At 60.0% G+C, this 23673-nt stretch carries 22 protein-coding genes; 19 read left to right on the forward strand and 3 right to left on the reverse strand.

Translation table 11 applies throughout. The features are described 5' to 3' along the window. Positions 1 to 59 precede the first annotated feature (59 nt). The 3 genes from RT582_RS11355 to pdxH all read left to right on the forward strand — a co-directional run bounded on the left by RT582_RS11355 (position 60) and on the right by pdxH (position 2815). Positions 60 to 1208 (forward strand): serine hydrolase domain-containing protein, encoded by a 1149-nt coding sequence (locus RT582_RS11355; protein ID WP_313477531.1) that lies wholly within the window; start codon positions 60 to 62, stop codon positions 1206 to 1208. A 136-nt stretch (positions 1209 to 1344) separates the two neighbouring features. Next, a complete protein-coding gene (locus RT582_RS11360; protein ID WP_042925679.1) occupies positions 1345 to 1971 on the forward strand; it encodes an OmpA family protein in 627 nt (208 codons plus the stop codon). A gap of 196 nt (positions 1972 to 2167) precedes the next feature. Continuing rightward, positions 2168 to 2815: a pyridoxamine 5'-phosphate oxidase gene (gene pdxH, locus RT582_RS11365; RefSeq protein ID WP_125862388.1), complete on the forward strand. Its 648-nt coding sequence runs from the start codon at positions 2168 to 2170 to the stop codon at positions 2813 to 2815. Between the two features lie 223 nt (positions 2816 to 3038). Here pdxH and RT582_RS11370 read toward each other — a convergent pair whose 3' ends face one another. Next, positions 3039 to 3275, reverse strand: coding sequence for a hypothetical protein (locus RT582_RS11370; protein WP_023443738.1), 237 nt, complete (start codon positions 3273 to 3275; stop codon positions 3039 to 3041). A 163-nt stretch (positions 3276 to 3438) separates the two neighbouring features. On the opposite strand from RT582_RS11370, the gene RT582_RS11375 reads away from it, so the two are divergent. From RT582_RS11375 to RT582_RS11405, 7 genes are all read left to right on the forward strand, one after another. Continuing rightward, on the forward strand, positions 3439 to 3900 hold the full coding sequence (locus RT582_RS11375; protein ID WP_041754299.1) for a glycine zipper 2TM domain-containing protein: 462 nt from the start codon (positions 3439 to 3441) through the stop codon (positions 3898 to 3900). Positions 3901 to 4116: 216 nt separating this feature from the next. Further along, on the forward strand, positions 4117 to 6909 hold the full coding sequence (locus tag RT582_RS11380) for a monovalent cation/H+ antiporter subunit A (RefSeq protein ID WP_313477441.1): 2793 nt from the start codon (positions 4117 to 4119) through the stop codon (positions 6907 to 6909). Then, positions 6909 to 7238 (forward strand): Na+/H+ antiporter subunit C, encoded by a 330-nt coding sequence (locus RT582_RS11385; protein WP_003299385.1) that lies wholly within the window; start codon positions 6909 to 6911, stop codon positions 7236 to 7238. The genes RT582_RS11380 and RT582_RS11385 overlap by 1 nt, the downstream gene beginning before the upstream one ends. Further along, positions 7235 to 8734 (forward strand): monovalent cation/H+ antiporter subunit D, encoded by a 1500-nt coding sequence (locus RT582_RS11390; RefSeq protein ID WP_278412334.1) that lies wholly within the window; start codon positions 7235 to 7237, stop codon positions 8732 to 8734. The genes RT582_RS11385 and RT582_RS11390 overlap by 4 nt, the downstream gene beginning before the upstream one ends. After that, the gene (locus RT582_RS11395; protein ID WP_278412333.1) at positions 8731 to 9231 is read left to right on the forward strand and encodes a Na+/H+ antiporter subunit E; all 501 of its coding nucleotides are present in this window, start codon (positions 8731 to 8733) and stop codon (positions 9229 to 9231) included. Before RT582_RS11390 ends, RT582_RS11395 begins: the two co-directional genes overlap by 4 nt. Then, entirely contained in the window at positions 9216 to 9485 is a 270-nt protein-coding gene (locus RT582_RS11400) for a K+/H+ antiporter subunit F (protein WP_125878147.1), read from the forward strand. Before RT582_RS11395 ends, RT582_RS11400 begins: the two co-directional genes overlap by 16 nt. A 10-nt stretch (positions 9486 to 9495) precedes the next feature. Continuing rightward, a complete protein-coding gene (locus RT582_RS11405; protein ID WP_003299378.1) occupies positions 9496 to 9825 on the forward strand; it encodes a Na+/H+ antiporter subunit G in 330 nt (109 codons plus the stop codon). Between the two features lie 53 nt (positions 9826 to 9878). Here the strand turns inward: RT582_RS11405 and RT582_RS11410 are convergent, their stop codons facing one another. Both RT582_RS11410 and map read right to left on the reverse strand, forming a co-directional pair. Then, a complete protein-coding gene (locus tag RT582_RS11410) occupies positions 9879 to 12581 on the reverse strand; it encodes a [protein-PII] uridylyltransferase (RefSeq protein WP_014819900.1) in 2703 nt (900 codons plus the stop codon). Between the two features lie 37 nt (positions 12582 to 12618). Beyond that, complete coding sequence (map, locus tag RT582_RS11415; RefSeq protein WP_014819901.1) at positions 12619 to 13401, reverse strand: type I methionyl aminopeptidase; 783 nt, start codon at positions 13399 to 13401, stop codon at positions 12619 to 12621. Between the two features lie 286 nt (positions 13402 to 13687). Here map and rpsB point away from each other — a divergent pair, with 286 nt between their 5' ends. The 9 genes from rpsB (at position 13688) to bamA (ending at position 23660) form a co-directional block, all read left to right on the forward strand. After that, a complete protein-coding gene (gene rpsB, locus RT582_RS11420) occupies positions 13688 to 14428 on the forward strand; it encodes a 30S ribosomal protein S2 (RefSeq protein WP_014819902.1) in 741 nt (246 codons plus the stop codon). A 127-nt stretch (positions 14429 to 14555) separates the two neighbouring features. Further along, a complete protein-coding gene (gene tsf / locus RT582_RS11425) occupies positions 14556 to 15419 on the forward strand; it encodes a translation elongation factor Ts (RefSeq protein ID WP_014819903.1) in 864 nt (287 codons plus the stop codon). A gap of 200 nt (positions 15420 to 15619) precedes the next feature. Next, entirely contained in the window at positions 15620 to 16363 is a 744-nt protein-coding gene (pyrH, locus tag RT582_RS11430; protein ID WP_014819904.1) for a UMP kinase, read from the forward strand. Continuing rightward, on the forward strand, positions 16360 to 16917 hold the full coding sequence (gene frr / locus RT582_RS11435; RefSeq protein ID WP_014819905.1) for a ribosome recycling factor: 558 nt from the start codon (positions 16360 to 16362) through the stop codon (positions 16915 to 16917). Before pyrH ends, frr begins: the two co-directional genes overlap by 4 nt. Before the next feature lie 137 nt (positions 16918 to 17054). Beyond that, on the forward strand, positions 17055 to 17816 hold the full coding sequence (uppS, locus tag RT582_RS11440; RefSeq protein ID WP_014819906.1) for a polyprenyl diphosphate synthase: 762 nt from the start codon (positions 17055 to 17057) through the stop codon (positions 17814 to 17816). Further along, positions 17810 to 18625 (forward strand): phosphatidate cytidylyltransferase, encoded by an 816-nt coding sequence (locus tag RT582_RS11445; protein WP_313477445.1) that lies wholly within the window; start codon positions 17810 to 17812, stop codon positions 18623 to 18625. The genes uppS and RT582_RS11445 overlap by 7 nt, the downstream gene beginning before the upstream one ends. Next, positions 18622 to 19812 (forward strand): 1-deoxy-D-xylulose-5-phosphate reductoisomerase, encoded by a 1191-nt coding sequence (ispC, locus tag RT582_RS11450; protein ID WP_313477447.1) that lies wholly within the window; start codon positions 18622 to 18624, stop codon positions 19810 to 19812. The genes RT582_RS11445 and ispC overlap by 4 nt, the downstream gene beginning before the upstream one ends. A 59-nt stretch (positions 19813 to 19871) precedes the next feature. After that, entirely contained in the window at positions 19872 to 21224 is a 1353-nt protein-coding gene (rseP, locus tag RT582_RS11455) for an RIP metalloprotease RseP (RefSeq protein WP_313477449.1), read from the forward strand. A gap of 69 nt (positions 21225 to 21293) precedes the next feature. After that, positions 21294 to 23660 (forward strand): outer membrane protein assembly factor BamA, encoded by a 2367-nt coding sequence (gene bamA / locus RT582_RS11460; protein WP_125897183.1) that lies wholly within the window; start codon positions 21294 to 21296, stop codon positions 23658 to 23660. Positions 23661 to 23673: the final 13 nt, after the last annotated feature.

Genomic DNA, 23673 nt, shown 5'->3' on the forward strand with positions numbered 1-23673 from the left:
GTTTTGTTGCGTAATGGCGGCTGCAACGATCCCGAGAATTGATTGCGAGAGGTGACAGCGTGCAGGTTCAGGGCTATTTCGATCTTCGTTTCGAGGCCGTTCGCGATGCGTTCGGCGCGCTGTTCGACGGCACCCAGCAGCGCGGCGCGGGACTCTGCGTGCAGATCGGCGGCGAGACGGTCGTCGATCTCTGGGCCGGCGTTGCCGACAATCAGGGCGAGCAGGTGTGGCACAGCGATACGGTGGTCAACCTGTTCTCCTGCACCAAGACCTTCACCGGGGTTGCTGCGCTACAGCTGGTCGAGGAAGGCAAGCTGCAGCTGGATGAGCCCGTCGGCCGTATATGGCCGGAGTTCGCAGTCAATGGCAAGGAAGCCATCACCCTGCGTCAGCTGCTCTGTCATCGGGCGGGATTGCCGGCGATTCGCAGACCGCTAGCCGCTGAAGCGCTGTACGACTGGGACGTCATGACTGCCGCGCTAGCAGCCGAAGAGCCATGGTGGACGCCCGGCACCGATCAGGGCTACGCGGCGATGACCTACGGCTGGCTGGTTGGTGAGCTCCTGCGTCGTGCCGATGGCTGTGGGCCTGGGGAGTCGATCGTTCGTCGTACGGCGGTGCCGCTCGGGCTTGACTTCCATATCGGTCTCGGCGATTCCGAGGCTCATCGTGTCGCTTATCTCACGCGCACCAAGAACGACTTCGGTGACGCTGCCGCGCAGCGCCTGTTCAAGGCCTTGATGAGCGAGCCGGAGTCAATAAGTGTCCGGGCCTTCAACAATCCACCGTCCATCATGAGCAGTGGTAACAAACCGGAATGGCGACGCATGGCGCAACCGGCAGCCAACGGCCATGGCAATGCCCGCTCGTTGGCGGGGTTCTATACAGGGCTGCTGCAGGGCAAACTTCTGGATGAGTCGCTGCTGCGCGAGATGACCAGCGAGCACAGCGCAGGACAAGACCGCACTCTATTGGCCGCCACGCGTTTCGGCCTCGGCTGCTGGTTGGATCAGCCGCACGTCGCCAATGCCACCTTTGGCATGGGAGAGCAGGCGTTCGGTCACCCTGGTGCCGGTGGCAGTGTTGGTTTTGCCGATCCGGAGCGTGAACTGGGGTTCGGTTTCGTGACCAATACCCTCGGCCCCTATGTGCTGATGGACCCGCGTGCGCAGTCGCTGGCGCGCAGCGTTGCAGCATGTCTGCGTTGAACCACTCGTCACTTCTGGCCTCGCAGGCTTTTCAAAAGAAGGGCTTGCGTCCACAATTTCAACTCGAACTCAATAGTGGCCTCACCTCGATTGGTCGCACCCTCCTAGAACGCTTCTGGTTGACGGAACCTGCCTCATGAACCTGCTGAAGAGCGTCTCCCTGATTTTCTGCATGATCGTCGTTGCCGGCTGCAGCTCGAAGAGCGAGAAACCGAGCGAGGCCGCTGCCCCGGCTACGGTCAAGGTGGATTACGCTTGGCTCGATGAGTACGAGCCGCAGTTGAAGGATGCGCTCGTGGGCAGTGGTTTCGAGGTGGAGCGCCGTGACAGCGTGCTGGTGGTGACAGCGCCGGTGGACTCGTCCTTCAATCCGGATCGTCCCGGCATGCTCCTGCCGGTAACCCTCGGGCCGATCACCCGTGTTGCAAAGCTGGTCGAGAAGGACGACAAGACTGCCGTAGTCGTACTCGGTCATGCCGACAGCACTGGCTCTGCGGACACCAATCGCACCGTAAGTCGCGAGCGTGCCGGTGCCGTGGCGGCCATTTTCCGCCTGAGTGGCCTCAAGCATAACCGCCTGCGCATTCGAGGCCTGGGTTCCGACATGCCGCGTGCAGCCAACGACAGCAAGGAAGGCCGAGCTCTGAACCGTCGGGTCGAGATGGTACTGGCGCCGCAGGCGACGATGCTCGCATTGATCGCCAAGTACGAGCAGCCGGCGCAGTCCGCGACACAGGTGGCGCAAGCCGAGGTCGCCAAGTAGCGCTCCCAGGCATTGGATATCGACAGGCCCGCATGCGGGCCTGTTTTCGTTGGGCATGGTTGCCTTGAATCAAGCGCGTTGCCTGAGCACGCGGATAAGCTAGTTCATGCAGGCCGGCTGGGTTCAACCACCGTCGCCCGGCGAATGGCCGCCTGGTAGGCTGAAGCCTGCTTATTCGACTACAAGGAGCCCCGCGATGATCCAGACCCTGGCCGATATGCGCCGTGACTACACCCGTGACGGACTCAGTGAGGCCAATGCATCAGCCGAGCCGTTCGGATTGTTTCGTCAGTGGTTCACCGAGGCCACGAAAACCGAACAGGCGCCGGTGGAGCCTAACGCGATGTCCCTGGCTACGGTCGACTCCGAGGGCCGTCCTCACTGTCGCATCCTGCTTCTCAAGGCGCTGGATGATCGAGGCTTTACCTTTTTCACCAATTACGACAGCGCCAAGGGTGAGCAACTGAATGCTTCGCCCTATGCAGCCATGACTTTCTTCTGGCCGACACTCGAGCGTCAGGTTCGTATCGAGGGGCGGGTGGAGAAGGTTACTCAGGAGGAGTCGGATGCTTATTTTCAAGTCCGTCCCTTGGGTAGCCGGCTCGGTGCCTGGGCATCGCCGCAGAGCCAGGTGATTCGCGATCGCGCCGAACTTGAGCGTTTGCTGGCGGAAACCGAGCAGCGCTTTCTCGACACGGCGCCCCATTGTCCGCCGCACTGGGGTGGGTATCGCCTGTTGCCGGAGCGTATGGAGTTCTGGCAGGGCCGGCCTAGCCGCCTTCATGATCGTCTCGACTATCGTTTGATCGCAAACAGCTGGCAGCGGGAGCGCTTGGCGCCCTAAATGGTCTCCCAGCAACGAACTAGTCCAGGCGCTGTTGCTCCAAGCCTCTTGTACCGGAGAGCGGCGCTTTGCTGGAGCGCCAGCGGGTAAGCTCTCGCGCCGTGCTGGCAACGTTCTGTAACCAGCAAACGATCACCTGGTGCTAAGGATGTGCTTTCCGATGGTCAGAGACCATGAAAGCGTGGCTTGTTTGTTCGGGTCTGATCTTCTGAAAGTGTCCGAATCAGAGGCCGGGGTAGTGTTGTACCTGCTGCTCCAGCCAGCTTTGTAGTTCCCGCCGCTTGATCTTCTGACTCTTCGCGTCGGCGAGGCGTTGTAGCATCCAGCTGCGCTTGTCTGGGTCGCTGCCGGCGATTGAAAGCGCCAGGTCCCGATCGGCCCAAAGTCGGAAGCGCATGATCAGCCAGCCGTGAAAAGCCAGGCCAGCTATGGTGGTGATGGCTATGATGAAGTAATCCATGGATCGTCTCGGCGAGAGGAACCGGTGCGCCAGGTTCGACTCGCATATGTATGCTAGGAAGGTAGTAATGCTGAGTCAGGACGGAGAAGTTGCCAAGCGCTTTTTTGTCGCTACTGCTCATGCCGCCGTTCAGAACGAAACAGCTGTCCGCAGGAGAATTGCAATGCGTAGGTCCATTTATGTCGCTTCCTTTACAGCTCTGACGCTCGCTCTGGGTGGGTGCGCCTCCAGCCTGACCGGAGATACCTATTCTCGGGACGAGGCGCGAGCCGTACAGACCGTGCGTTACGGAACCATCGAATCGCTGCGTCCAGTGAAGATCGAGGGAACCAAGACCCCCATCGGCACCGGCGCCGGCGCAGTGGTTGGTGGCGTTGCCGGCAGTGGCATCGGCGGCGGCCGTGGCAGTGCGGTTGCTGCAGTGATTGGTGCGGTGGCAGGTGGCATGCTGGGGTCGGCGGCGGAAGAGGGGATTACCCGTACCCAGGGTGTCGAGATCACCGTGCGTGAGGATGACGGCAACGTGCGCGCCTATGTGCAGGCCGTGGAGCCCAATCAGGTATTTCGCGTGGGACAGCGAGTTCGCATCATGACCGTCAGTGGCACCAGTCGCGTGGCGCCCTGATCTTCATAGCAGCTGCCCGAGGCTGAAGTCAGAGCGCTGTCACCGCTCCGTTCACGGAGCGGTGACAGCGCTTTTTGTTTTTCGAAATACATGAATCCATGACGCCAGCATCATCGGTATGGATAATCGGGCACACATTTATGTGCTGTTTCAGGCAGTTGCTGTGCCTGCAAGGATAAGAATGCCTCCGCTCAGGTGGCTTAAGGGGTCTCGTTCATGGCGCTTGCGCTGATCATCGCTTTGCCATTTCTGGGCATCTTCCTGCCTTTGCTCCTGGAGCGGTTTGGCCGCTCCGCTTGTGCCTTTGGCGCGGGCCTGGCGCCACTGACAGCGCTGATTCTGCTGCTGACCAAACGGGCCGACGTATTTGCCGGCCAAACCGAAATCATCCATTACGAGTGGTTACCGCAGCTCGGACTCAACCTGAGCCTGCGCCTTGATGGATTGGGCTTCCTCTTCGCCCTGCTGATTCTCGGCATCGGTCTTCTGGTCATTCTTTACGCTCGCTATTACCTGTCGAAGAAAGACCCGATGGGGCGATTCTTCGGCTTCTTCCTGTTGTTCATGGGCGCCATGCTCGGCGTGGTGCTGTCCGAGAATCTGCTGCTGATGCTGATGTTCTGGGAGCTGACGAGCCTTTCGTCGTTCCTGCTCATTGGTTACTGGAATCACCGCGCCGATGCGCGCCAAGGCGCGCGCATGGCGCTCGCCATCACCGGGGGGGGCGGCCTCGCCTTGCTCGCCGGGATTCTGCTGATCGGCCATATCGTCGGCAGCTTCGAGCTCACAACCGTGCTCGCTTCGGGCGATTTGATCCGTGCCAATTCGCTGTACCCGCTGACCTTGATTCTCGTGTTGCTCGGTGTGTTCACCAAGTCCGCGCAGTTCCCTTTTCACTTCTGGTTGCCACAGGCAATGGCAGCGCCCACGCCGGTATCGGCCTTCCTGCATTCCGCGACGATGGTCAAGGCCGGTGTCTTCCTGCTCGCTCGGCTGTATCCGGCGCTGGCCGAGTCGGAGTGGTGGTTCTACATGGTCAGCGTCACCGGGCTGGCGACATTGCTGCTGGGTGCGGTGATGGCGCTGTTCCAGCACGACCTGAAAGGCCTGCTGGCCTATTCCACTATCAGCCACCTGGGCCTGATTACCTTGCTCTTTGGCCTGGATTCGCGTCTTGCAGCGGTGGCGGCGATCTTTCACATCATTAACCACGCAACCTTCAAGGCTTCGCTGTTCATGGCCGCCGGGATCATCGATCACGAGACGGGCACTCGCGACATGCGCCGCATCAATGGCATGTGGAAGTACATGCCACACACCGCGGCACTCGCGATGGTGGCGTCGCTGGCAATGGCCGGTGTCCCATTGCTCAATGGTTTCCTGAGCAAGGAAATGTTCTTCGCCGAGACGCTCGATCAGCACCTGCTCGGTAGCTTCTATTGGACGATTCCCGCGGCAGCGACGCTGGCCGGTGCGTTCTCGGTCGCCTATTCGCTGCGTTTCGTTCACGACGTGTTCTTCAACGGCGAGCCGATCGATCTGCCGAAGTACCCGCCTCACGAACCTGCACGCTACATGAAGATCCCGGTGGAAATCCTCGTGTTGCTCTGCCTGCTGGTGGGGATGCTACCGGCTTTCACCGTGGGTCCATTGTTGGCGGCGGCGGTGTCGGGAACGCTGAATGGCAACGTGCCTGAATACAGCCTGTCGATCTGGCACGGCTTCAATTTGCCGCTGGCCATGAGCTTTGCAGCGCTGATTGGCGGGATAATGATCTATTCGCTGCGCAAGTGGGCGTTCCGCTGGTACGAAGGGTTGCCCTCGGTCGATTCGCTGGAAGTGTTCGAACGGGTGATGGGCGGACTGACCCTCGCTGCACGTCACGTCACCTGTCTGCTGGAAAACGGCTCGCTGCAACGCTACATCGCCCTCATGCTGCTCAGTACGCTGGTGCTCGTGGTTTTTGCGTTGACCCCGTTGGAAACGCTGCATGGGCCGGTCGCGCTGACGCCGCTTGATGGAATCACCGTGCTGGGCATGGCGATTCTGGCGCTGACTTCGCTGCTGACCGTGCTTTTCCATCGCCGCCGTCTGACCGCGCTGATCGTACTCAGTGTCGTTGGTCTCATGGTCGCGCTCGGGTTTGCCCGTTATTCCGCCCCGGATCTGGCGCTGACCCAGCTTTCGGTAGAGGTGGTGACGATCATCCTGCTGATTCTCGCGCTGTTCTTCATGCCCGACCGTACGCCGGCCGAGTCGAGCAGCCTGCGTGCCTTCCGCGATTTCGTTCTCGCGGGCGGCAGCGGCACCATGGTCGCGCTGCTTGCCTACACCGTGCTGACCCGGCCCTATGACAGCATCGCGTCGTACTTCCTCGAGAACAGTGTTTCCGGCGGCGGCGGCAAGAACGTCGTGAATGTGATTTTGGTGGACTTCCGTGGGTTCGATACCCTGGGCGAGATCGCAGTGCTGGCGATCGCCAGCGTAGGCATCTATGCGCTACTCAAAGGCCTGCGCCTGCCGCACCCGGTTCGCGACTACGGCGGGCGACCCTGGTCGGTTGACCGGCACCCCATGGTTCTGGATGCACTTGCCCGCGCGCTGCTACCGATGGCGCTGCTGATTTCCGCCTTCATCTTCCTGCGCGGGCACAACCTGCCGGGTGGCGGATTCATTGCCGGTCTCATCACCGCGGTGGCACTGATTCTCCAATACATCGCGCATGGCGTGAGCTGGGCACAGGCGCGGCAACCGATCAGCTATCACGCACTCTGCGGCGCAGGCCTGCTTATTGCGGGGCTGACGGGGCTGGGCAGCTGGGCGTTCGGCTACGCGTTCCTGACGTCGTCATTCGGGTATTTCCATCTGCCTCTCGTCGGAGAGTTCGAGCTGGCGACTGCAATGCTCTTCGATCTGGGGGTTTATCTGGTGGTTGTCGGCGCGACATTACTGATTCTTTCCAACATCGGCCAGGTCAGCCAGGACGATTCCAACAGGGAGGTGCTGTAGTGGAAGCGCTGTTTGCGATCACGCTGGGAATCATGACGGCCAGTGGCGTCTATCTGCTCCTGCGTGCCCGGATCTTTCCGGTGGTGATGGGGCTGACGCTGATTTCCTATGCGGTCAATCTGTTCATCTTTTCCATGGGCCGGCTGGCGACCGGCGTTCCGGCGGTGATAGGCAAGAGCGCGGAGTATGGCGATCCGCTGCCGCAGGCGCTGGTGCTTACGGCCATTGTCATCGGCTTCGCCATGACCGCCTTCGTGGTGGTGCTGGCGTTGCGCAGCATCGGAGAGCTGCGTACCGATCACGTCGATGGTGAGGAGCCGCGCAAATGAATCATGCGTTGATTCTCCCGCTGCTGCTGCCGTTGTTCATGGGGGCGCTGTTGCTGTTCGCTCATCGCGCGAACAAGTCGACCAAGCGCCTGCTTTCACTGGCGGCAACCTGGACCCTGGTCCCGATTGCGATATGGCTGGTGCTGCTTGCCGATGATGGTCAGCTGCGGATTTATGCGCTGGGTAGCTGGCAGCCGCCATTCGGCATCATTCTCATGCTGGACCGGTTGAGCGCGCTGATGCTGCTGGTGACGGCGGTGCTGGCTGGTTTCGCAGCACTTTATGCCTGCCGTGGTGATGATGAGCGCGGGCCGAACTTTCACGCCCTCTATCAGTTCCAGTTGCTCGGCATCAATGGTGCCTTCCTGACCGGCGACCTGTTCAACCTGTTCGTGTTCTTCGAGATCCTGTTGATCTCTTCGTATGCCTTGCTGCTGCACGGCCATGGTCAGCGCAGGGTGCGCTCGGGCATGCACTATGTTGTGCTGAATCTGCTCGGCTCCTCGCTGTTTCTGATCGGCGTGAGCATGCTCTACGGGCTGCTGGGCACCCTGAACATGGTCGACATGGCTGCCCGTGTGAGCGCGGCCGATCCGGCCGATGCGCCGCTGCTGGCGGCCGCCGGGTATCTGCTGCTGGTGGTGTTCGCGCTCAAGGGCGCAATCCTGCCGCTGTACTTCTGGTTGCCGCGGGCTTATGCATCGGCCACCGCGCCGGTCGCTGCGCTATTCGCGATCATGACCAAGGTCGGTCTGTACGCGATCATTCGTGTGTTCACCCTGGTCTTCGGCAGCGAAGCGGGCGAGTTGAGCGGCATGGTCGATCTCTGGCTCTGGCCGCTAGCTCTGCTGACGCTCGGTGCGGCCGTGATAGGCGCATTGGCCGCTCGCAGCCTGCAGGTGCTGCTGGCCTATCTGGTGGTCGTGTCGGTGGGCACGCTTCTGGCGGGTATTGCGCTCGGCAGCGAGGCCGGGCTTGCTGCGGCACTTTATTACCTAGTCCACAGCACGCTGGTTGCGGGCGGTTTGTTCCTGCTCGCCGATCTGATAGCTCGTCAGCGCGGAGACCTGGGGACCGATCTGATTTCGGCGCCTGCGCTGCGTCAGCCGCTGCTGCTTGGCACGCTGTTCTTCATGGGCGCCATCTCCGTGGCCGGTTTGCCTCCGTTTTCCGGCTTTCTCGGCAAGGTGATGCTGCTGCGCGCCATCGAGCTTGGCGCAGACGCTATCGCGCTGTGGGCCGTGGTGCTGGTCGGCGGGCTGGGCATGCTGATTTCACTGAGCCGAGCCGGCAGCCTGGTGTTCTGGCGTCCCAGTGCCGAGGCGGTGGGGCAGCCTGCCGATGCCATTCGGGTTCTGGCGACGGTCGGCTTGCTGCTTGGTAGTGTGATGCTGGTTGTCGCCGCCGGCCCGCTGCAGGCGTTCGTGCACGCCACTGCTGCGCAGCTGCTGGATGTTGCGCCTTATCTGCAGATACTTCAGGGAGGTGCGGCATGAAAGCGCGCTGGTTACCTAATCCCGCCCTGACCTTGATGCTGGCCATTCTCTGGCTGCTGCTCAACAACACGCTGAGCTTCGGGCAGTTCTTGCTCGGTCTGTTTCTTGGTTGGGCGATTCCACTTCTGGTTCGGGGGTTTCTCATCGAGGTGCCGCGCATACGCAAGCCGCTGCAGCTGTGCGTGTTCTCGCTCAAGGTGCTCTTTGACATCGTCGTGGCCAATGTGCACGTCGCCAAGCTGGTGCTGGGGCCGAAGAAAAGCCTGCGCCCTGCGTTCATCGAGGTGCCCATGGCCATCGAGAACGAGTTCGTCCTGTCCACACTGACCAGCATCATCTCGCTGACGCCTGGGACGGTATCTGCCTGTCTGAGTCAGGATCGCCAGATGCTTATGGTGCATGCGCTGGACGTGCCTGACGTCGATGCGCTGATCGCTGACGTCAAGCGTAACTATGAAGCGCCACTGCTGGAGATCTTCGAATGCTCGCCTACGTGATTCCGTTCTGTATGGCCGTTTTGGGGCTGGCGGCGGTGTTGAATGTCGTTCGTCTGATCCAGGGGCCGGACATGCCCGACCGAGTGCTCGCGCTCGATACGCTGTACATCAACGCGCTCGCGCTTATCGTGCTGTTCGGCATCTGGCTCGCCTCCGACCTGTTCTTCGAGGCGGCACTGCTGATTGCCGTGATGGGTTTCGTCAGTACCGTGGCAGTCGGTAAACACTTGCTGCACGGCGACATCATTGATTGAGGGAAACGACATGCCATTCTGGATCGAAGTGCTGGTAAGCGTGTTCCTTATTATCGGCAGCCTGTTTGCGCTGATCGGTGCGATCGGCCTCTACCGGCTGCCGGATTTCTACACGCGCCTGCATGGCCCGACCAAGGCGACGACGCTGGGTGTTGGCGGTATCGTGATCGCGTCGATGATCTTCTTCAGCAGCCAGAACGATGGCTTGAGCCTGCACGAGCTGCTGATCACGCTGTTTCTCTTCCTCACTGCGCCGGTCAGTGCGCACATGCTGGCCAAGGCTGCAATGCAGCAGAAACTGCCAGCTGTCGAACAAACGCGGGGTCAGCCTTGGGATTGAGCCTGCCTCCTACCTGTCTTGCAGCGCCAGGTAGGTGAGCAGGCGAGGCCATTTCAGATCAGGATGCTGCTCGGTGAGGGTTGCTGTTCGTTCTCCTGCTGCAGCTCCTTGACGAGCGCCTGCTGCAGGCGCAGGCAGAACTGCGGGTCGGACAGCGGCTGGTTGTCTGCGTCGGTGACGAAGAATACGTCCTCCACGCGTTCGCCCAAGGTCGCGATCTTGGCGTTCTGCACCGATAGATCGAAATCGAGGAACAGCTGGCCCACCCGCGCCAACAGGCCGGGTCGGTCCGGTGCAATGATTTCCAGAATGGTCTGCGGCCGCTGTGTGTCGTTGTGGATGGTGACCTGCGGCGGGAAAGCGAAGTGCTTGAGTTGCCGTGGGACACGGCGCTGGATGATGGTCAGGTAGTCGTCCGGGTTGCGCAGGGCGGCGATCAGGCCGCTGCGAATCTCCTCGATCCGCTTCGGATTATTGCCGATCGGGCTGCCGTCGGCGTCCAGCACGATGTAGGTGTCCAGCGTGAACTGGCTGCTCGACGTCAGAATGCGTGCGTCATGGATGTTCAGGTTGAGCTGATCCATGGCCGCCACGGTCACCGCGAAGAAGTCATGCTGGTCCGGTGCGTAGATGAATATCTGCGTGCCGCCTTCGAATTCGCGCTGTGTGGTTTCCTTGATCAGGACGAGCGGTCCACCGTTGGCCGGGTGCTCGATGATCGCGTCGGTATGCCAGGCCACATCGGTGGCGGTGTGCCGGAGGAAATAGTCGTCACCCAGCTGCGCCCAGAGTTGCTCGGCATCGTCCGGATCGGTGCCCTGGCGCACCAGGTCATCCAGCGCAGCGCGTTGGGTCTGGCGAATCTGCTCCTCGCGTCCCAGCGGGTTTTCCAGCCCGCGTTTCAGGGCTCGCTTGGTTTCGGTATAGAGCTGACGCAGCAGGCTCGCGCGCCAGGAATTCCACAGGGTCGGGTTGGTGGCGTTGATGTCGGCCACGGTCAGGACGTAGAGATAGTCCAGGTGCGTCTCGTCGCCGACCAGTTGGGCGAAATCATTGATCACCTGCGGGTCGGACAGATCCTTGCGCTGCGCTGTGGTGGACATGACCAGATGGTTTTCCACCAGCCAGACCACCAGTCGGGTATCCCACGCCGGCAGCTTGTGACGACTGCAGAATTGCTCGGCATCCACCGCGCCGAGCTCCGAATGGTCGCCGCCACGGCCCTTGGCAATGTCGTGATAGAGCCCGGCAATGTAGATCAGCTCTGGTTTGGGCAGCCTTTCGACCAGCTTGCTGGCCAGCGGATATTTCTCGGCGACGCCCGGCTTGGTCAGCTTGCGCAGGTACTTGATGACATTGAGCGTGTGCGCGTCGACGGTGTAGATGTGGAACAGGTCGTGCTGCATCTGCCCGACGATGTGGCCGAACTCCGGCAGATAGCGACCCAGGATGCCGTAGCGGTTCATTCGGCGAAGGTTGCGGTGAATACCTTCCTTGCACTTGAACAGCTCGATGAACAGGCTGGTGTTGCGCAGATCCTGGCGGAAGATGTCATCGATCAGGTAGCGGTGATCGCGGAGCAGGCGAATGGTGTCCGAGCGAACACCCTGGATGTCGGGATGCTGGGCGAGCAGCACGAAGGTTTCCAGGATCGCGAAAGGGGTGCGTTTGAAGATAGCTGCGTTGCTCACCTCAAGGTAGCCGTCGCGTACCTGAAATCGGCTGTTTAGTGGCACGATCGGGCCTGACTCGCCTTCCCAGAGAATCACTTCGGCGAAGTGCTGACCGACAAGATCGCTGAGTTCGGCAATGCTCATGACGATCCGGTAGTACTTCTGCATGAAGCGTTCGATGGCCAGCTTGGCATCATTGTCTTCATAGCCCAGCAGCGCGGCCAAACTGCGCTGATGGTCAAACAGCAGGCGATCCTCGGCGCGACCGGCAAGCATGTGCAGGCCGTAGCGCACCTTCCAGAGAAACTCCTGGGCGGCGGTCAGCAGGCTGTGTTCACCCTCGGTAAGAAAGCCCTGATCGACCATCGCCTGCAGATTGAGCGTGCCGAACTCGCGACGGGCGATCCAGAGGATGGTCTGGATGTCGCGCAGGCCGCCGGGGGAGCCTTTGACATTGGGCTCCAGGTTGTACTCGGTGTTGTTGTACTTGGCGTGTCGTGCGCGCTGCTCGTTGCGCTTGGCGAGGAAGAATTCCTTGCTAGGCCACATCTGTTGGGTGCTGGTGACCCGCAGCATCGCTTGGCGCAGGCGCTCCGGGCCGGCGATCGTCCGGCTTTCCATGAGGTTGGTGATGACCGTGAGGTCGGCGCGCGCTTCGTCGGCGCATTCGGCAACGGAGCGCACGGCCTGCCCGACTTCCAGGCCGATATCCCAGAGCAGGGTCAGAAAGCCCTCGATCGAGTCGCGAAAGATTTCCTGGTCGTTGGCGTCGAGCAGAATGAGCAGGTCGATATCGGAGTAGGGGTGCAGTTCACCTCGGCCGTAGCCACCCACGGCGACGAGCGCGATATCTGCGCCATTGTTCCAGTCGAAGCGATCCCAGGCCGAGCGCAGAATCTGATCGACGAACCAGGCGCGATCCTGAATCAGGCGACGGATGTCCCGGCCTGCCTTGAACCGCTCGTCCAGTACCTGCCGCGCCTGGCGTATGGCCTTCTTGTACGCAGCGATGGGGCTGGCCTTCAGAGCCAGCTCCGCCTGAAACTGGCTGCGGTCAAACAGCTCCGGGTCAACCTGGGGCATGCGAACGTCCTCCCGTGGGGGCTGCGGCTGTGAAATCTCAGGCAGAGGTGCGAGCGATGGTGTCGTCGCTGCGCAGAGTGAAGATCTCGTAGCCGTCGGCGGTCACCAGGATGGTGTGTTCCCATTGCGCCGACAGCTTGCGATCCTTGGTGATCGCGGTCCAGCCATCGCCAAGCAGGCGGGTTTCCGAGCGACCCTGGTTGATCATCGGCTCGATGGTGAAGGTCATGCCTTCCTTGAGCTCCATGCCGGTGCCGGCACGGCCGTAATGCAGAACCTGCGGCTCCTCATGGAAGACCTTGCCGATGCCGTGGCCACAGTATTCGCGGACCACGGAGAACCCATTCTTCTCGGCATGTTTCTGGATGACTTCACCGATGTCCCCGAGTCGTGCACCTGGGCGAACCAGCTCGATGCCTTTATAGAGGCATTCCTGAGTGACCTGGCAGAGGCGATCGGCCCACTCGGGCACCTTGCCGACCATGAACATCTTGCTGGTGTCGCCGTGATAGCCGTCCTTGATCACAGTGATATCGATGTTGAGGATGTCGCCGTCTTTCAGCGGCTTGTCGTTCGGGATGCCGTGGCAGACAACGTGGTTGATCGAGGTGCAGATCGATTTGGGAAAGCCCTTGTAGTTCAGCGGAGCGGGAATGGCCTGCTGAACGTTGACGATATGCTCGTGGCAAAGGCGGTCGAGTTCCTCGGTGGTGACGCCTGGCTTGACGTGCTCGCCGATCATCTCGAGAACTTCGGCGGCGAGGCGCCCGGCAATGCGCATCTTCTCGATATCTTCGGGCGTCTTGATGGTGACAGTCATGCAAACCTCTTGTATGCCCGCAGGCGAAGGCAATAACGGAAAGTCGCGATGATAAACCAAAGCGCCTGCGGCCTGCAGGTCAGGGCTGACTGCACCGCTGAGCCTGTTGTAGAGAGTTCAAAGCAGTAGCCTCTCGATGGTCGTTGTGCTATAAAACGCGCCGCTCAGCGGGGTAGACCCCGTCGAGCCTAACCCCACACACGTGTCGACACGGTATCCTGGGTGCTCGCAAGAGTTGGATATCGGGACGCGTGGAGGCCTAACCCGACTTATTCGAGGACTGATCATGTCTCAAGTCACTATGCGCGATATGCTGAAGGCCGGTGTGCACTTCGGCCACCAGACCCGTTACTGGAATCCGAAAATGGATAAATACATTTTCGGCGCGCGCAACAAGATCCATATCATCAACCTGGAAAAAACCCTGCCGATGTTCAACGACGCACTGCGTTTCGTTGAGAAGCTGGCTGCAGGCAAGAACAAGATTCTGTTCGTTGGCACCAAGCGTTCCGCCGGCAAGATCGTTCGCGAAGAGGCTGCTCGTTGTGGCTCGCCGTATGTCGATCATCGCTGGTTGGGTGGCATGCTGACCAACTACAAGACCATCCGCGCCTCCATCAAGCGTCTGCGTGAGCTGGAAGGGCAGTCCCAGGACGGTACTTTCGAGAAGCTGACCAAGAAAGAAGCTCTGATGCGTACCCGTGATCTCGAGAAGCTCGAGCGCAGCCTGGGTGGTATCAAGGATATGGGCGGCCTGCCGGACGCCATGTTCGTCGTCGACGTCGATCACGAGCGCATCGCTATCTCCGAAGCCAACAAGCTGGGTATCCCGGTCATCGGCATCGTCGATACCAACAGCAGCCCGGAAGGCGTTGACTACATCATTCCCGGTAATGATGACGCCATCCGTGCCGTGCAACTCTACCTCGGCTCCATGGCTGACGCTGTTCTGCGCGGTCGCCAGAACGGTGCCGGTGGCGCTGACGAGTTCGTCGAGGAAGTTGCTTCCGAGGCGGCTCAGGGCTGAGTGCGGCGCACTGCAGCGTGACACCCGATGAACAAAAAGGGGGCTAGGCCCCCTTTTTGTCTCTTGCGAATTGATCACCCGTGTATTGGGTGAGTGGTTTAGAAACCAAATCGAGAGGATTCCCAACATGGCAGAAATCACTGCAGCCTTGGTCAAAGAACTGCGCGAGCGTACCGGTCAGGGCATGATGGAGTGCAAGAAGGCTCTGGTCGCCGCTGGTGGTGACATCGAAAAGGCGATTGACGACATGCGTGCCTCGGGCGCCATCAAGGCCGCCAAGAAGTCGGGCAACATCGCTGCCGAGGGCTCGATCGCCGTTCGCGTCGAGGGTGGCCGTGGTCTGATCATCGAAGTCAACTCGCAGACTGACTTCCTGGCTCTGCAGGATGACTTCAAGGCGTTCGTCAAGGAAAGCCTGGACGAGGCCTTCGAGCAGAAGCTGACCGATGTGGCCCCGCTGATCGCTTCTCGTGAATCCGCGCGCGAAGCGCTGGTCGCCAAGTGCGGCGAGAACGTCAACATCCGTCGCCTGACCGCAGTGGAAGGTGAAGTGGTTGGTGCTTATCTGCACGGTCACCGCATCGGTGTGCTGGTCACCCTGAAGGGTGGCGATGCCGAGCTGGCCAAGGATATCGCCATGCACGTGGCTGCCAGCAATCCTGCGGTTCTGAGCCCGGCTGATGTTTCCGAAGAGCTGGTTGCCAAGGAAAAGGAAATCTTCCTGCAGCTCAATGCCGACAAGATCGCCGGCAAGCCGGAAAACATCGTCGAGAACATGGTCAAGGGCCGTATCAACAAGTTCCTGGCCGAAGCCAGCCTGGTTGAGCAGGCGTTCGTCAAGAACCCGGAAATCAAGGTTGGTGAGCTGGCCAAGAAAGCTGGTGCCGAAATCGTATCCTTTGTTCGCTACGAAGTAGGCGAGGGCATCGAGAAGGCCGAAGTCGACTTTGCTGCCGAAGTTGCTGCTCAGGTCGCTGCGACCAAGAAATAAGGCCGCTTCGGTGGTTCTGGCAAAGAGGCTGCCCGCTCACGCGCGCGGCCTCTTTGTCGAATTGGGCAGCGGAATTGTTTTTTTGTAACGATATAGTCATCGCCTGGCACCAACCCCGGGTTGAGCTGTCAAAGCGCAGATATTTTTTGGTCTGAGTCATTCAGACTTCATCACAGCACGCCGCAGGAGATAACACGCCAATGGCTCAGCAGATGAGTGCACGCAATCCTCGCTATAAACGCATTCTGCTCAAATTGAGCGGCGAGGCCCTGATGGGCTCCGAAGACTTTGGCATAGATCCCAAGGTCCTTGACCGTATGGCTCTGGAAGTCGGCCAGTTGGTGGGCATCGGCGTCGAGGTCGGACTGGTCATCGGTGGTGGCAACCTCTTTCGTGGTGCTGCGCTCTCGGCGGCCGGTATGGATCGCGTCACCGGCGACCATATGGGTATGCTGGCCACTGTGATGAACGCGCTGGCCATGCGCGACGCGCTTGAGCGTTCGAACATCCCGGCGCTGGTCATGTCTGCCATTTCCATGGTCGGTGTGACTGATCACTATGACCGTCGCAAGGCGATGCGTCATTTGAAGACCGGCGAGGTGGTTATTTTCTCCGCCGGTACCGGCAACCCATTCTTCACCACCGACTCGGCCGCCTGTCTGCGTGCGATCGAGATCCAGGCGGATGTCGTGCTCAAGGCCACCAAGGTCGATGGTGTTTACACCGCAGATCCGTTCAAGGATCCGAATGCGGAGAAATTTGCCGAGCTCACGTACGACGAAGTGCTGGATCGCAAGCTTGGCGTGATGGATCTGACAGCCATCTGTCTGTGCCGTGACCACAACATGCCGCTGCGGGTCTTCAACATGAACAAGCCCGGCGCCCTGCTCAACATCGTGCTAGGTGGCGCTGAAGGAACCCTGATCGAGGAATCGAAAGAATGATCAACGAGATCAAGCAAGACGCGCAGGAGCGCATGAAGAAAACCCTGGAATCGCTGGACCATGCATTCGCCAAGATCCGTACCGGCCGTGCGCATCCCAGTATTCTCGATAGCGTTATGGTCTCCTATTACGGTTCCGACACTCCGCTGCGTCAGGTTGCCAACGTAATCGCCGAAGACTCCCGCACTCTGGCATTGACAGTGTTCGACAAGAGCATGATCCAGGCGGTAGAGAAGGCGATCATGACCTCGGACCTGGGGCTGAATCCGGCCACCGCTGGCACCACGATTCGTGTGCCGATGCCCGCGCTGACCGAGGAGACCCGCAAGGGCTACACCAAGCAGGCCCGCGCAGAGGCCGAGAACGCCCGAGTCGCAGTGCGCAACATCCGCCGTGATGCGATCGCGCAGCTGAAGGACCTGGTCAAGGAAAAGGAAATCAGTGAGGACGAGGAACGTCGTGGCCAGGATGACGTCCAGAAGCTAACCGACAAGTACGTTGCCGAGATCGACAAGGCCCTCGAAGCCAAAGAAGGCGACCTGATGGCCGTATAAGGCCGGCATCGAATCGCTGCTGTCGTGTCCTGAATCGGGGGGCCGGTTCGTGATGCGACAGTGCAGATGCCCCAGAGCTGTTGCTTGCAGCTTTTTCTTTTGGTTCGCAGCGTGTTTTAGCGCAAGTAGAGTTGTTCATGGAAAAGGTCAGGCAGATCGCCGGGCGGAATGTACCCCGTCACGTGGCGATCATCATGGATGGCAACAATCGCTGGGCGAAGAGGCGTTTGCTGCCCGGTGTGGCCGGGCATAAAGCCGGTGTCGACGCGGTTCGCGCCGTGATTGAGGTCTGCGCCGATTCCGGCGTCGAGGTGCTGACACTGTTTGCGTTCTCCAGCGAGAACTGGCAGCGCCCGGCAGATGAAGTCGGTGCGCTGATGGAACTGTTCCTGTCGGCGTTGCGGCGTGAGGCGCGCAAGCTCGATGAGAACGGCATTCGCCTGCGCATCATCGGGGATCGTGCCCGTTTCCATCCCGAATTGCAGGCCGCGATGCTGGAGGTGGAAGAGATGACTTCCGCCAATCATCGTTTCGTCCTCCAGGTTGCCGCCAATTACGGTGGGCAGTGGGACATTCTTCAGGCGGCTCAGCACTTGGCTGCCGAGGCGCAGTCCGGGCGTCTGAATCCGGCAGAAATTACGCCTGCTCTGTTTCAGAGCTATCTGGCGACCGGCGACATGCCGTTGCCCGATCTGTGCATTCGCACCGGCGGTGAGCGGCGCATCAGCAATTTCCTGCTTTGGCAGCTCGCCTATGCGGAACTGTATTTTTCCGATCTTTATTGGCCCGACTTCAAGCACGTTGCCATGCGCAAGGCGCTCGCCGATTTCGCCACTCGACAGCGGCGATTTGGCAAAACGGGCGAACAGGTCGAAAGCGAGGTCAAGGCCGAATGCTGAAGCAGCGCATCATCACCGCCGCCATCCTTCTGCCCGTCGCGATCATTGGGTTCTTTCTCCTTCATGGGCTCGCTTTCGCCATCTTCATTGGGCTGGTCGTTGCGCTAGGTGCCTGGGAATGGGCCCGGTTGGCCGGGTTCGCGGGCCAGCCGGTGAGAATCGGTTATGCGGCGCTGGTCGTGGTGCTGCTTGCCGTGCTGTATCAACTTCCGGCACTGGCCCCCTGGCTGTTGGCGCTCGCCGTGCTCTGGTGGCTGGCAGCAACCTATCTGGTGTTGACCTATCCGCAGAGCAGTCGTCTCTGGGGTGGCTCCGCTGGCAGTCTGGTGATCGGTCTGGCGATTCTGCTTCCGTCGTGGCAGGCACTGGTCGTGCTCAAGCAATGGCCATTGGGTAACTGGTTGATCCTTGCCGTAATGATTTTGGTCTGGGCTGCGGATATCGGGGCGTATTTCTCCGGCAAGACGTTCGGCAAGCGCAAGCTTGCACCGCAGGTCAGTCCTGGCAAGAGCTGGGAGGGGCTGATAGGTGGCCTGTTGACCAGTCTGCTGATCACGCTGGCGGTTGGCATTTACCGCGGCTGGTCGGTGCGAGAGCTGGTGCTAGGGCTGCTGGGTGCGGCGATGGTGGTGTTGATCTCGGTGATCGGTGACCTCACCGAGAGCATGTTCAAGCGTAGCTCGGGCATCAAGGACAGCAGTCAGCTGCTGCCCGGGCATGGCGGTGTAATGGATCGCATAGACAGTCTTACCGCGGCCATTCCGATCTTTGCGGTGCTTCTTTGGCTTGCTGGCTGGGGCGTGCTGTGACACGACCTCTACAGATAACCGTGCTGGGGGCGACCGGTTCGATCGGACTTAGCACATTGGATGTCATCGCTCGTCATCCCGATCGCTATAGCGTATTTGCGCTGACCGGCTTCAGCCGGCTCGCCGACCTGCGTTCGCTCTGCCTCAAGCATCGTCCGAGCTACGCAGTGGTCGGTGATGAAGCGCAAGCGGGCGTGCTGCAGGGGCAGTTGCAGTCCGATGGCGTTGCGACTCGAGTGCTGAGCGGCGAGGGCGGTCTGAGCGAGGTGGCGGGCCATCCCGAGGTCGATGTCGTGATGGCTGCAATCGTCGGCGCCGCTGGGCTGAAGCCGACTCTCGCCGCCGTGCAGGCAGGCAAGCGGGTGTTGCTGGCGAACAAGGAAGCGCTGGTAATGTCCGGTGCGTTGTTCATGCAGGCACTGCACGATAGCGATGCGGTGTTGCTGCCGATCGATAGCGAACACAACGCGATTTTTCAATGCTTGCCATCCGATTATGCCCGTGGGCTTGGTGCTGTCGGTGTGCGACGGATATTGCTCACCGCTTCTGGCGGGCCGTTTCGAGATATTGCGCCGCAGCATCTGGCGGATGTATCGCCGGAGCAGGCCTGTGCTCATCCCAACTGGTCGATGGGGCGCAAGATTTCCGTGGATTCGGCCAGCATGATGAACAAGGGGCTTGAGCTGATCGAGGCCTGTTGGTTGTTCAGCGCGCGACCAGATCAGGTCGAGGTGGTGATTCACCCGCAAAGCGTTATCCACTCTATGGTGGACTACGTGGATGGTTCGGTGCTCGCGCAACTCGGCAATCCCGACATGCGTACGCCGATTGCGCATGCGCTGGCATGGCCGGAGCGAATCGATTCCGGTGTGTCGGCGCTGGATCTGTTGCAGGTTGTGCGACTGGATTTCCAGGCGCCGGACAACCTGCGCTTCCCTTGTCTGCGGCTTGCTCGCCTGGCCGCGGAGACCGGTGGTACGGCGCCGGCGATGCTCAATGCCGCGAACGAAGTGGCGGTTGACGCCTTTCTCAATCGACGCATCCGCTTCACCGAGATCGCGAGTATCATCGACGACGTGTTGAATCGAGAGGCATCGGTTCCGACTGTCTGCCTTGAAGATGTACTGGCAGCTGACAACCAGGCTCGTGAAACTGCCGACCACTGGTTGAGCTGCCGCGGGCGATAGGGTCTGCCGGCCTCGCGGCTTGCAGCGAAACGTCAACAGACCCACTCCCGGAGGAAAATATGGGCGCGCTCTACATGATCATCGGCACCCTCGTTGCGCTCGGGGTGTTGGTGACCTTTCACGAATTCGGTCATTTCTGGGTTGCCCGTCGCTGTGGCGTGAAGGTGCTGCGATTCTCCGTTGGCTTCGGTAGTCCGCTGCTTCGCTGGCATGACCGGCAGGGCACCGAGTTCGTCATCGCTGCGATACCGCTTGGCGGTTACGTCAAGATGCTCGACGAACGTGAGGGCGACGTGCCTCCCGCTTTGCTCGACAGTGCATTCAATCGCAAGAGCGTCCGCCAGCGCTTCGCTATCGTATCCGCCGGGCCGTTGGCCAATTTCCTGTTAGCCATGGTGTTCTTCTGGCTGCTGGCGATGCTTGGCAGCGAACAGGTGCGGCCTGTTGTTGGTGCTGTCGCGCCAGGCAGTCTCGCTGCTCAGGCGGGGATGGCGGTCGATCAGGAGATCGTTGCGGTCAATGGCAAGCCAGTCAGCGGCTGGTCCGAGGTCAATCTACAGTTGGTACGGCGCCTGGGCGAGAGCGGTCAGCTCGATATAACGGTGCGAGAGCTTGTCGGTTCTGGCGAGCAGCACTTGCAGATCCCATTGCAAAATTGGCTGAAAGGCGTGGAGGAGCCGGACCCGATCACCTCGCTCGGAATCAGACCCTGGCGCCCTCAGATTGTCCCAGTGGTCGCTCAGTTGGACCCTGAAGGTCCGGCGCAGGCCGCAGGTATTCGTCTCGGTGACCGCCTGTTGAGTATGGATCAGCAGCCACTGGACGATTGGCAGCAGGTGATCGACGCAGTCAAGGTGCTGCCCGGTGAGCCGGTATCCCTGCAGGTGGAGCGCGCCGGTGAGCGACTCGAGGTGTCGTTGACGCTGGCCGCGCGTGGTGAAGGCGATGCGCGCCGCGGTTATCTGGGGGCGGGTGTCGAAGGTGGTGAATGGCCAGCGGAAATGCTGCGCGAAGTCAGCTTCGGTCCTCTTGAAGCGGTGGTCGAAGGCGTAAGGCGCACCTGGACCATGAGCCTGCTGACCCTCGATTCGCTGAAGAAAATGCTCTTCGGGGAGCTCTCGGTAAAAAACTTGAGCGGTCCGATAACCATTGCTAAAGTGGCGGGCGCTTCTGCCCAGTCGGGGCTAGGGGATTTCCTCAATTTCCTCGCCTATCTGAGCATTAGTCTGGGGGTTCTCAATCTATTGCCTATCCCGGTGCTCGATGGCGGCCATCTGCTCTTCTATCTCGTCGAGTGGGTCCGCGGACGTCCTCTGTCGGAGCGGGTACAGGGATGGGGAGTACAGATCGGCATCAGCCTGGTGGTTGGGGTGATGCTGCTTGCACTGGTCAATGACCTTGGCCGTCTGTAATGCCGAATCCGTAGTGTCGCCATGCCGAATCGCCGGTTCATTTATCAGGTTTGAATAAGAAAGGACTTCATGAAACGTCTGCTGCTACCTGCGGTTATCTCCGCATTGATGATCGCCGAAGTTCACGCTGAGTCCTTCACTATTTCCGATATCCGGGTCAATGGCCTGCAGCGGGTTTCCGCCGGCAGCGTATTCGGCGCTCTGCCTTTGAACGTGGGTGAGCCTGCCGATGACAATCGCCTCGTCGATGCCACTCGTGCGCTCTTTCGAACCGGTTTCTTTCAGGATATTCAGCTGGGGCGGGATGGCGATGTGCTGGTCATCAGCGTAGTCGAGCGACCATCCATTTCCGGCATCGAGATCGAAGGCAACAAGGCGATCAAGACCGAAGATCTGCTGTCAGGTTTGCAGCAGTCCGGTCTGGCCGAAGGGGAAATCTTTCAGCAGGCCACGCTCGAGGGTGTACGTAATGAACTGCAGCGCCAGTACGTTGCCCAGGGGCGCTATTCGGCGACCATCGAAACCGAGGTCATTTCGCAGCCGCGTAATCGGGTGGCGTTGAAGATCAAGATCAACGAAGGCTCGGTGGCGGCGATCAAGCACGTCAATATCGTGGGCAATTCTGTCTTCGCGGACGAAGATCTGGTGGATCTGTTCGAGCTGAAGACCACAAACTGGCTGTCGTTCTTCCGCAACGACGACAAGTACGCGCGTGAAAAGCTCTCCGGTGACCTGGAACGCCTGCGCTCGTATTACCTGGATCGCGGTTACATCAACATGGATATCACCTCGACCCAGGTATCCATAACGCCAGACAAGAAGCACGTCTATGTCACCGTGAACATCGACGAAGGCGAGCGCTATACCGTGCGCGACGTCAAGCTGAGCGGTGATCTCAAGGTTCCGCAGGAAGAGATCGAGGCGCTGTTGCTGGCAAAAGAAGGTCAGGTGTTCTCGCGCAAGGTGATGACTACCACCTCCGAGCTGATTACCCGGCGCTTGGGTAACGAAGGCTATACCTTTGCCAACGTCAACGGTGTTCCTGAAGCTCACGACGAAGACAATACGGTGTCGATCACGTTCGTCGTCGATCCGGGTAAGCGTGCGTACGTCAATCGCGTCAATTTCCGCGGGAATACCAAGACCGAAGATGAAGTGCTGCGTCGCGAGATGCGCCAGATGGAAGGTGGTTGGGCGTCGACCTATTTGATCGACCAATCCAAGACTCGTCTCGAGCGCCTGGGCTTCTTCAAGGAAGTGAACGTAGAAACGCCGCAGGTTCCAGGTACGGATGATCAGATCGACGTCAACTACAGCGTCGAGGAGCAACCGTCCGGTTCGATCATGGCCAGCATCGGTTTTGCGCAGAACGCAGGCCTGATTCTGGGTGGCTCCATCAGCCAGAACAACTTCCTCGGTACCGGTAATCGGGTCTCCCTGGGCTTGACCCGCAGCGAATACCAGACGCGTTACAACTTCGGTTTCGTCGACCCCTACTGGACCGAAGACGGTGTCAGCCTGGGGTATAACGCCTTCTATCGCACCACCGATTACGACGAGCTCGATTACGACGTTTCCAGTTATTCGGTGGATAGCCTTGGTGGCGGCATCAACATCGGCTACCCGATCAGCGAGACGTCTCGACTGTCATTCGGCCTGACTGTGCAGCAGGATGATCTTGATACTGGCCGTTATACCGTGGACGAGATCTTCAAGTTCATGGAAGAGGAGGGCGACAGCTTCCTCAATTTCAAGGCATCTGCAGGCTGGTCCGAGTCGACCCTCAATCGCGGCGTGCTCGCAACTCGCGGTCATTCGCAGAGCCTGGTATTCGAAAGCACGATTCCGGGTAGCGACCTGTCCTTCTACAAGCTCGACTACAACGGCCAGCTGTTCGTGCCGATGAGCAAGGACTACACCCTGCGCATGCATACGCGCCTGGGTTACGGGGATGCCTACGGCTCGACCTCGAGCCTGCCGTTCTACGAGCATTACTATGCCGGCGGCTTCAACTCGGTACGCGGCTTCGAGGATAGCAGCCTTGGCCCGCGTAGCACGCCTAGCCGAGGTGAAGGTAATCCTGGCGGACAGCCTGGAACGATTCGCGATCCTGACCAAGACCCGCTCCCGTTCGGTGGTAACGTACTCATCCAGGGGGGCTTGGAAGTGCTGTTCCCCATGCCGTTCGTCAAGGATCAGCGCTCGCTGCGTACTTCAGTGTTCTGGGACGTAGGTAATGTGTACAACACCAATTGCCCAACAGAGTCGAGTAATTGCAGCGATATCGACTTCGGCGATATGGCCAGCTCGGTGGGTGTAGGTCTGACCTGGATTACCGCAATGGGCCCGCTGAGCTTCAGTCTGGCTATGCCGGTGGTCAAGCCGGACGAGGCCGATACTCAGGTATTCCAGTTCTCGCTGGGACAAACGTTCTAACATTGCGGCGTGA

Source organism: Stutzerimonas kunmingensis (assembly GCF_032106285.1).
Lineage (GTDB): Bacteria > Pseudomonadota > Gammaproteobacteria > Pseudomonadales > Pseudomonadaceae > Stutzerimonas > Stutzerimonas kunmingensis_B.